This is a genomic window from Facilibium subflavum (genome assembly GCF_003574485.1).
GTDB classification, from domain to species: domain Bacteria; phylum Pseudomonadota; class Gammaproteobacteria; order Francisellales; family Francisellaceae; genus Facilibium; species Facilibium subflavum.
This window is the reverse complement of record NZ_QLIT01000062.1, coordinates 1-9885: the sequence shown is the minus strand read 5'-3', so window position 1 is coordinate 9885 and position 9885 is coordinate 1. Positions and strand designations below refer to the sequence as shown.

The following is a 9885-nucleotide window of genomic DNA, read 5'->3' as shown; positions in this document are numbered from 1 at the left end:
ACCAAATTTGACAATAACTCTTTACACCTACAAAACAAGCATCAGCAAGATCTAGCAAGTAATCTAGCTAAAAAAGTTGTGCAGTATGCCGAAGCAGTAGATAACTATGCTAATGACCATGATGGTGCATCATTGGAAAATAGTGGGGTTGCATGGCTTGTGCATGCTGTTCCACCTGCTGGTAGTAGCCCATCAACACCTTATTTGCCTAAAGACTTTTCATTGCAGTCACCATTATTAGATACCACAACAGACTATTATATTATAACAACTTTCGCCAATTATAAGGGCGCAGAAAGAAAAGCAACAATTACGATAAAGGGATTTAAAGATATCTTGTCAGGTGCACAAGTCACGCAGCAGGCAAGTAATCTATCAGCAAAAGAAAGTAGTCAATTTTCCTATCAATTCTTACGCCAAAGTAACTCATTGAAAATCAGTTTTTTACTAAATAGCCCTAATAGTAATTGGCTCAGCATATATGGGAAGAATCAGATGCAAGGTAATATTGTTTTTGATACAAACCAAGATGCTACTAAACGGCAGATAGATAATATCAATACTTTGAGTTTTTTAGACAATAAAAATAAAGCAACAGGCTCAATTGCAGCAGAGGATGGGACGTTAGAGGTAGGGGAATCTTCGAGAAAAGTGATGTTAGGTAGTGCAACGATTACCAATGTTTCTGCTTATGACTTAAAGTTAAGCACTTTAGGTAACCAAGAAGTCGGCAGCGAAATAAAAAATTTGCAGATAGAAATAGATTCTTTATCAACTGTTTTAAACAAATATGATTATGTGAAAACTTATAGTCTTGAAGTTTCTGGTTCAGCACATAAAAATACTTATGTTATTAATGCTCATGATTGTGTTTATAGTCCGAGGAATATAGATGATGATAACATTTTTGATCATGACGATCCACCTTATTTTATTAAAACTTCTAAGCATTTTGATGCAGATGTAGACTATGATTATGATGATAATGAATTTAAAATAAAAATAACAAGCGATCACTATAAAAGGTTTTTCGGAGATGTTGCGATGTTTTACCTTATATGCAACAAACATGCATCTATAACAGATCGGTAGACAGGGCAATCCTGGCTAAGCCCGTGGGTATCTATAGCCATTTTAGGAATGATAATAAATGTTGTTTTGAACATATAGTAAATTACAGTTTTGCTTTGCCAATTATTTGCCCTTTTTTGCGATCATTAATAAACGATTAAAAATCACTAGTTGTTTTTTCTTTGTCTTTTCGTTATCCAAAAATGTACAAGATAATATTTGGCAATAGTATAAATAAAGCTTCATTAAGCGAGTTAGCTGAAATATAGATAAGTTAAAATGATGATCAATTTGACTCGAACCATAGACATTTTGAACCTGTTGGTATTTGTTGAACAAATCAAAAATAAAGGATATATGTGACTCTAAATAAGCTTGTGTTATCTGATTTTTTTCTAAAGCAACTAAAAGCTGAGACATTAAGTGCATCAATTTTTTTCTGTGTATTTGATAGTAAAAATGGGATGATTTTTGCGAGTGATGGTTGTGATAGATCAAATACTCAAAAATTAAAAATACCAAAATACCAATAAAAACGCCCATTCCACGTGTGGCAACATAATGAAGTAGACTGTAATCGATATATGGAATATTTAAATAGGCAAAATTAATGCATATAATTACGGTAACCAACATGATGAAATACTTATATTCTTGAGCCATGGCAAAAGCAACAAACCAGGTTAAAATAATACCAATGATAAAAAGAAGCTGATCATTGTAGCGTAAAAATAACATTAATAGAAAACTGATCATCAAGCCAGCAAGTGTTCCACCTGCTCGCTGTAGAGCTTTATTTATAGTTAAGCCAGAGTAAAAGGGGCCAATGATTGCTGTTACGCTGATGACAACCCAAATACCCTGTTGCCACTGGGCAAACTGATAAAGGAAAATTGAAAAAGCAAACAGACTAATAATTTGCCAAATTCTCAGGCGAATTAGCTTTTCTTGCATAAACGGCTCCAGCACTTCACAAGTTCAGAAAATGCTTCTTCGTATTGATCTTGCGCAGCAATAAAACCTTCCTGCCAATCTTGGCCTTTTTTTATTGTTTCAATAAGCTTATCAATATCTGCTAATCGTTTTTTTTGTTGTATACCATCCGGCTTTTTATCTATTAAGGTGGAAACTAGAGTGACTTTGAAATCTTGGCATGCAATGTTTAAAGAAGAAATATCTTGTGCATAAGACTTATATTTTAACAAGGGATAGATTAGCTTTATAATACTAAAATGCTGCATTAAAGTAATATTAGACCCAGGGGTGAGGCTTTTTTGTTCAATGACATTTTTGTAACTGTATAATAAACGCAATAGAGCACTTTTGTAAATATTCAGGTAAAAACATGGAAACATTTTATGTGCCCAGAAGGTAATTATACAAAATTCCAAGAAATATAATACTATATTGATTATTTGATCAATGTTTGTTGCAGGTTGGCCTTCTAATGACATTAGGCCTAATAATAGAATCAAACTAATAATGCTAAAAACTTGAGGCTGTTTACGAAATAACATATATAAGCATAAAGCCCATAAGGAAGCGCCAATTAGAAAGCCTAATAAAAAATAACTCAATAAGTTAAATAGTATAATTGTTAGTAATGTTAATATCACATATAGCAAATATACTATATCTTTTTTTTTCATGGTATTTACGACAGGGGTTTCAATTACAAGAATACCAGCTCCAGCAACAAGCATGCTAAGAATGGGTGAAAATGGAGATTTCAAAAAAGCATTTACGGTAAAAAGTATTACTGCAACATAACTAAGCTTCAATGCCATTAAACGTCCATACCAGTATGGATCAAAGCGGTCTAAAAAACTACTAAGCGTGAATATAAACATAAGCACTCATTCCCGATTGTAGTGGATAATCTTGATCTGTATCTAATACTTTAATAATTACAGGCATTCTCTGTGGCAATAGTAGCCATTTATTTTCACTGAAAATAATTTGTGTACTATTGACTGGATTATTTTTTTGCCGATCAATAGCTAATGGCTGGCTTTCAACGACACCATGGAATACTTTTTTCCCAAAGTATGCACGAGGGTAGATATAGACAGAATCACCTGACTTAACGCCTGCAAGGTCTGTTTCTTTAAAGTTAGCCTGAATATAGGTTGGACCATCATCCACCAATGAAAAAACACTTTGGCCTGTATGCACTGCTTTCCCAATTCCTAAAAAAATATTATTAACTACGCCATCACTTTGTGCTTTAACTATTGTGTGCTCCAGGTCAAGTTGGGCTTGTTGGTAAGCCGCTTTCAAGCTACCTAATGCTGTTTTAGCCTGCTCTAATTCTATTTTTTGTGCTTGAATCTGTTGTGATAATGCATGGATACTATTTTGTTGTGCACTGATTTGGTATGTCAGCTCATGAAGCTCCATAAAGGGGACTGCATTTTTAACGGATACCTGGCTTTTTTGTTGGTATTTATACTGTAAAAGCTTAAGGTTATCTTCGGCTGCCTTTTTACTATATTCTGTCATGGAGATACGTTTTTCCAAAGCTTCAATGCCTGTTTTCCCTTGAAGATACTGGGCTTTAGCAGACTGAAATGATAAAAGGTAAGATTCATCATCAATTTTAAATAATTTTTGCCCTTTAAGTACATGCTGGCCATTTTTAACATAAACAGCAGTAACAGTCCCATTAACTTTTGATGATACCGGTGAGATGACTTTGACAACAAAGGCGTTATCAGTAATTGTGAAAAAAGAAGCAATAAAATAAAAAATTGCAATTAAAGCACCTAATCCAAAAATGATTGTTGCAAAATTTAGTTTATTTTTTAGCTTTTTGAACATCTATTTTATCCTTTTTAGCTGTGTGAGATTCCTCAGCATGATAATTATATCCACCGCCTAATGCTTGATACACGGCTATATCAGAAATCAATGCGTCTAGTCTTGACTGCAGTACCATAAGTCTTGCAAATGTGTTTTGTATTTTGCTGTCTAAATATGTATTAAAACTTATAAGCCCTTTTCTGTATAAGGCCTTTGATATTTTAAGGTTACCTGTGGCAGCCTGTTGTGCTGTGACATTATACTGATATTTTTCTATTAAACTGTGATGAGATTCAAGTGCATTATCTACTTCGTGCAAAACATTGTTAATCATGTCAATATAAACAATCTCAGCATGATTGTATGCTTTTTTACTTTGATGAATTGTTCCAAATATCGTTGGTGAAAGAATGCTAGAAGCATAGAGAGATTTAGAGTTAATCGTTGAACTGATTTGGTCGCCTGAGCCTAGTGTGTGTATTTTTGCAAAAAAAGCGCTTACATTTAGAGTAGGCATTAATAAAGATGAGTTTATCGCAATGCCTTCATTTGCTGCTTTTAGCTTTGACTCTGCTGCTATTAAGTCAGGTCTTTCTGCTATTACTGATGCAGGTAGGTTCCCTGGAATTATCTGGTTTGGGTTAAATGCACTTAGTGTGATATTGATCACATATCCTCCAGGTGTTTCACCTAAGAGATATCGCAAGGCGTTTTTAGCATGTATCAGATTTTGCTGACAAAGAGAAATTTGACCTTGCAGATCATTTATTTTTGCCCAGAGGCCGTTAACAGCAATTTGACTACCAAAACCTTGGTCAACTGCTGCCTTTTTTGTTGCATAAAGCTGTAACATATCATTTCTTGCTTCATTAAGTAGCACCAGTTTGTCTTTAGCAGCCACAGAAATAAAGTAGGCTGTTACAACTTTCCCAATTACTGTTAAGCGCACACTTTTAAAGTCAGCTTTTGCCATCTCCAGTAGGTATTTGGCTTGCCGGTAACGTGTGATATTATTAAAAATATTTAAGGTATATTGTGGAATAAACCCAATAAAACCCACAGTGCTATTTGCTGCAGGTAAAGTAAAGCCATCTAAAGATAAGCTGCTATTACTGTTCATTAGTCCGCTTAAGAAATTTACTCCAGGGACCCAATTCAGAGCAACTGTGTCAAGTTGGGCCTGAGCTTGCTCAATATTATTTTTAGCAAGCAAAACACTGGTGTTATACTGAAGTGCTAGGTCAATAGCCTTATTAAGTTGGTTATTGTTGAATGACTTCCACCAATAGAGTATTGGTAAATTAGTGGGTTTATTTCTATTTCCAAATTGCCAGTTATCTGGTGTTTTTACACTAGGAGTCTTATACTTTGGAGCAAAATACGTACAACCTGAGAGTAATAAAAAGCATATTGTTACAAACTGATAGATAAAAAGCAATGATTTCTTCTTATATCTCACTTTAACTATATTTCCATTTTGGAGCTGCTACAAAAACTAATTGTAGCAATATAGAGAGAAAAATACCATGGGTGCAACATTGGTTTCATTCTTTTTCAATTGAGCGTTTTATTATGTCTCTGAGCGTAGGCTTTACTTTATATGATATCTTTTTTGTTTACAACAACCAGTTATTTGATGGTTGCTCCGAGAACAGATGATTTGTTTTTTTCTTCTTCAATGACGTCCTGATCCTCGGTTAAACTTTTTAACATAAGCTTTGGAATTGATCCTTTAGCATTTTGTGAAGAAAATTTATCAGCTATCAACGCTATTGGTTCAGCATATTGTTCATATTCGCTAACAAATTGGATTGCTTTTTCATGGGATAGTTGTTCGTTTATTGCAATCTGTAATAGAAGTTGCGTTTTATCAGATAAAAACCAATGCCTAACCTTAGGATTAAAGTCGTTATTAAAAAAGCCATTTTTAACTGCATACAAAAAATTTTCTTTGCATTCATCAATTACATATTTTCTTTCTTCATCACTAAATGTTGCAAAAATCTTTAGTAGTAAGTTGCAATAATCTTTTTCGCTAAGAATCGAATTTGCAAAGTGTTCTTTATTTTCCTGCGTACAATCAATAGATAATAAAGAAGCTAATTTAACCACTGTATCTGTAGTTTTTTTATCAATCGATTGACACAAAAGATCACCCAGGGACAGTACAATCTCCTTACCTGAGTCATTCATATTCAAGAATATATCTTTCATCAATTCTATTGATTCAGGGTGATTTAATGCATAGCTTAATAGTGTTGTTTTTTCTGTTACTTTATCACTTTCAGGTAAAGCCTGATAAAGCTGACTAATTTGTTTCATGTATTGGTAAGCAAGCCTTTGGTTTGCAATACTTATGTCATCTGATTGCTCGATTTTAAATAAATTTACTATATCCATTAAAGATGTGCGTATCTTTTCATCCTCTTCTAGTTCCACAAACAAGTTTTCATATTCCTTTCTTGATAAATTATTAACCTTAGAAAACTCGATAAAAAAATTACCAAAAGAAGATCCTAGGTTTGACAATAAATCTTGATAGAAGGTAGATTGAGTATCAATTTCCTTGTCAATGAAATAAAATAAGTCATTTTGGTATTTTTCAACAATTGCCATTTTTTGTTCATTAGATGAATCGGATAAAATATTAATAACGTTATTTATTGGGGTCGCAGTACCCAATAAATAACGAACAAAAGATATCTTATTTTCTTTTGTACAACTACTTGGTAATAGTTGGCAGAGCTTTATAAAAATGGTTATGTTTTCTTGGCCAAGTGCCTGACAAAATAACTTACTTAAATCAACAATATTTTTTTTGGTTGTATCATTACAAGATAACAGTGTACTTTTTATTAATTCACCTGAAGTAGGATGGTCTAATGCATAACGGATAATTCGTTGTTTGTCCTTAGGGCGATTATCTGTTGGTAATAATGTAGATAAATCAGTAAACACTTTATGTTTGCCAGACTGTATTAATGTCATAAAAGTCTCTTTCAGCTGTGCAATACAATCTAGGCTTTGATTATTTTGATTTGCAAGTGTTTCGCATAGAACGTCAAAATGTTCAGGGTAATGATATAGTAGATCAAATAATTCAATACGGTGCTTTGTCGATAATGCAAATTCATTAAGTACTTTTTGTGTTACTCTCGCTGCTAGGCCTACCCGATATTGAGAGTTAAAAATTATTCTTTTAGCATCCACTGCGTCAAAAATGTTATTTCTAACCAAGTTTATATACAACTGACAGTCATCACTAAAAAAAGATTCTGTTGAGGCATCCAGATTAAAAAGGTTGTTTTCAATTTCATAAAGAAAGTTTTTATAAACCCTTTTTTCTAGAAATCTTGATCGATATTTCTCATCCATTGCTAACAAGGCACTTTCCATCCTATTAATACTTTCTTTAGATTGCTTAGCTAAGGATACTGTAGTCGAAGCTTCAATCTTTTTTTGGTCTTCAGCTAATAAAGCTTTGATTCTGATAACATTGTTTAGTTTAAATTTTTGCTTTTTAGGTGCTGGACTCATTTTTTTTCCTGTCATATGATGTTTTCCACGAGTTTTAAACTTGGTATAAATTCAAGTATCGAAGTTAATTATTATTACTACTTAACAGCAATCCTATTTAAGAGGTAAATCGAAGTCAACGAGCTCAATGACTTTTAGACTATTCGTCTTAAGTTGAACGGTAAATATACAAGATGATGATTAACATTAATCTAGGCAGCTTTGGTTGAATACTAAATGATCTGTTTCGTAATTTAGTGAATTAGTTTGTGATAGATATGGTAATAAAAAGCGCAAATTAATAAAACGTCTATCAATTAAGCTTTTAATGGTATTGATACTATTGTTATGCAAACCTTGTTTGCACTTGTATTGTTCATGGCGTTATGGTTTTTGAGGTATGATAGGCATAGTTTTTAAAAAATAACACTGGGGTGGTGTCTATTTGAGTCTTTTTATGATAATGGGGGAGTGTATGAATAAAAATCCATAATAGTTTTTGTATTACCTTTGAGACAATTTATTATTAATCATTTTGCTCAAGGGGAATGATTTCAACACGCAAAAAATATATAGCATAAGGGTCTATTATATGAAAAAAACATTTTTAAAAGGGCTAATAGCCACTTCATTGTTGGCTCACAATTTCTCTTACGGGATTAACTTGAAGCGATTGATGGATACAACAGCACCTGTTGATCAAACGATTTATATTAGAAGACCATCACCACTGCCTGCCAAACAGTTGAATAGGCAGTCAGTAATCGATACACAAGCATCTGATACACAGGGATCTGATAAACAAGCATCTTATACACAAGCATCTGATAAACAAGGTGATGATAAACAAGGTGATGATAAACAGGCATCTGATAAACAAGGTGATGATAAACAAGGTGATGATAAACAAGGTGATGATAAACAAGCATCTGATAAACAAGCATCTGATACACAGGGATCTGATAAACAAGCACCTGATAAACAGGCATCTGATAAACAAGCACCTGATAAACAAGCACCTGATAAAAAAGCATCTGATAAACAAGGTAATGATAAACAAGGTGATGATAAAAATGATCAAGAAAAGGATAAGCATGCAACAATTGAGGTAGAACAGCATGAAAATCACCCTGTTGATATTCTACCACCAATCAATATACAATCTAATGAATTCATTAATATATATCCACCAGAAGAAAATAATAAAGATCAAAAAAAATATAAAAAAATATTGCTTATTAGGAGCGATAATAGTGACAAACTGAAAATACCTGTAAGCTCTCAAGGTAAAATATTTTGTATTGACATGGGTGACATCATAAGATCAAACAAATATTGGAAAAATTATGAATTTGAAGATAAACTTAAATCACTGCCATCAGGCGAATTATATTTGCAGTTGATTAACGTACCTTCTAGTTCAAATAACTTGAGTACGTATTATATCTTTGATCAATTTCCTTACTATTTGAGTCCTGATGTTCTTGGATTAACGCTTGCTTTCGAATATGATAATGACGATTTAGATTCTAAAGATCTCGAATTTCTTGTACATTCGCTAAGTGAAACTGATTTGACATACTTCCACCTTAGTTATCCAAAGCTGCCCGCTATGATTACAGCATATGATTTAAGTCAGGCTTTACATTCTCTCAGCAACACCAATATAACACACTTAGATTTAAGAAACAGCAATATTGGTTACTACCTGCCAGAAGATATCAGGTTGATTTTACATGGCCTTGTCGGTACAAAAGTCACGACACTAAGTTTAGGTGATAATGACTATGAAAGTCTTAATTCTCTGAAACATAAGTTTCAAAATATTAATGAAGGTTTGTCTGGATTACATGGTACCAATATAACAAATTTAATCATTGATACTAATCCTCATTCAAGACAAACAACTACTCCTTATTCAAAACTGTTTTTTAAAGATTTGCAACGCACAAAAGTATCGTATGTTGATCTCAAAACTGTTGGCATAGCTCTTAATTTTGAGGATATATTAAATAATATAGGGAGCAATGTGACTGGATTAAGTGTAAGAGATGATGATTTTATAAGACTTTCAGATGTGCAATTACAAAGTGCCATGAAAACTATGGAGTCGACTAATATAAAATATCTTGTTCTTAATAACAAGAAGTTATGTGAAAAGCTTGCTCGAATGAGCTCCTTTTTCAATTGTATGATTATTGATAATCCTGGAAAAAAACGCTAATAAATAAAGAAGATATGAAATCTGAGAAAGCAACGCATGTAAGCTCGATTACCCAATAATGGCTAATAGTTTATGATTAGACAATGAGATCAAGCGCTTAATCTAATGTTTAGGAGTATTCAAACAAGTTGAGTTTACTGAAGGATAAAAGATGTGGTTATGTTTGTTACTTTTAAAATCAGGAAATAAATAGCTTGAAATAAATAATTTTCAAGCGATAAAAGTTTTTTATAAAGATCACGCTAATTGGGAAATAATCTGTAACAGGAATA

General features: G+C 32.8%; 7 protein-coding genes. 2 read left to right on the top strand and 5 right to left on the bottom strand.

What is annotated here, in order from left to right; translation table 11 throughout:
* The coding region (locus tag DNK84_RS04835) for a hypothetical protein (protein WP_162902231.1) at positions 1-1092 on the top strand (1092 nt) is incomplete at its 5' end.
* Between the two features lie 102 nt (positions 1093-1194).
* Here the strand turns inward: DNK84_RS04835 and DNK84_RS04830 are convergent.
* The 5 genes from DNK84_RS04830 to DNK84_RS04810 form a co-directional block, all read right to left on the bottom strand.
* Positions 1195-2025 (bottom strand): FUSC family protein, encoded by an 831-nt coding sequence (locus tag DNK84_RS04830; RefSeq protein WP_119343433.1) that lies wholly within the window; start codon positions 2023-2025, stop codon positions 1195-1197.
* Positions 2010-2921 carry a hypothetical protein gene (locus DNK84_RS04825; protein ID WP_119343432.1) on the bottom strand — a complete coding sequence of 304 codons (912 nt, stop codon included), beginning with the start codon at positions 2919-2921 and terminating at the stop codon, positions 2010-2012. Before DNK84_RS04825 ends, DNK84_RS04830 begins: the two co-directional genes overlap by 16 nt.
* On the bottom strand, positions 2902-3891 hold the full coding sequence (locus tag DNK84_RS04820) for an HlyD family secretion protein (RefSeq protein ID WP_119343431.1): 990 nt from the start codon (positions 3889-3891) through the stop codon (positions 2902-2904). The genes DNK84_RS04825 and DNK84_RS04820 overlap by 20 nt, the downstream gene beginning before the upstream one ends.
* On the bottom strand, positions 3869-5332 hold the full coding sequence (locus tag DNK84_RS04815) for a TolC family protein (RefSeq protein ID WP_119343430.1): 1464 nt from the start codon (positions 5330-5332) through the stop codon (positions 3869-3871). Before DNK84_RS04815 ends, DNK84_RS04820 begins: the two co-directional genes overlap by 23 nt.
* 170 nt (positions 5333-5502) lie before the next feature.
* Positions 5503-7425 (bottom strand): hypothetical protein, encoded by a 1923-nt coding sequence (locus DNK84_RS04810; RefSeq protein ID WP_162902230.1) that lies wholly within the window; start codon positions 7423-7425, stop codon positions 5503-5505.
* Positions 7426-7981: 556 nt separating this feature from the next.
* On the opposite strand from DNK84_RS04810, the gene DNK84_RS15200 reads away from it, so the two are divergent.
* The gene (locus DNK84_RS15200; RefSeq protein WP_235826825.1) at positions 7982-9613 is read left to right on the top strand and encodes a hypothetical protein; all 1632 of its coding nucleotides are present in this window, start codon (positions 7982-7984) and stop codon (positions 9611-9613) included.
* Positions 9614-9885: the final 272 nt, after the last annotated feature.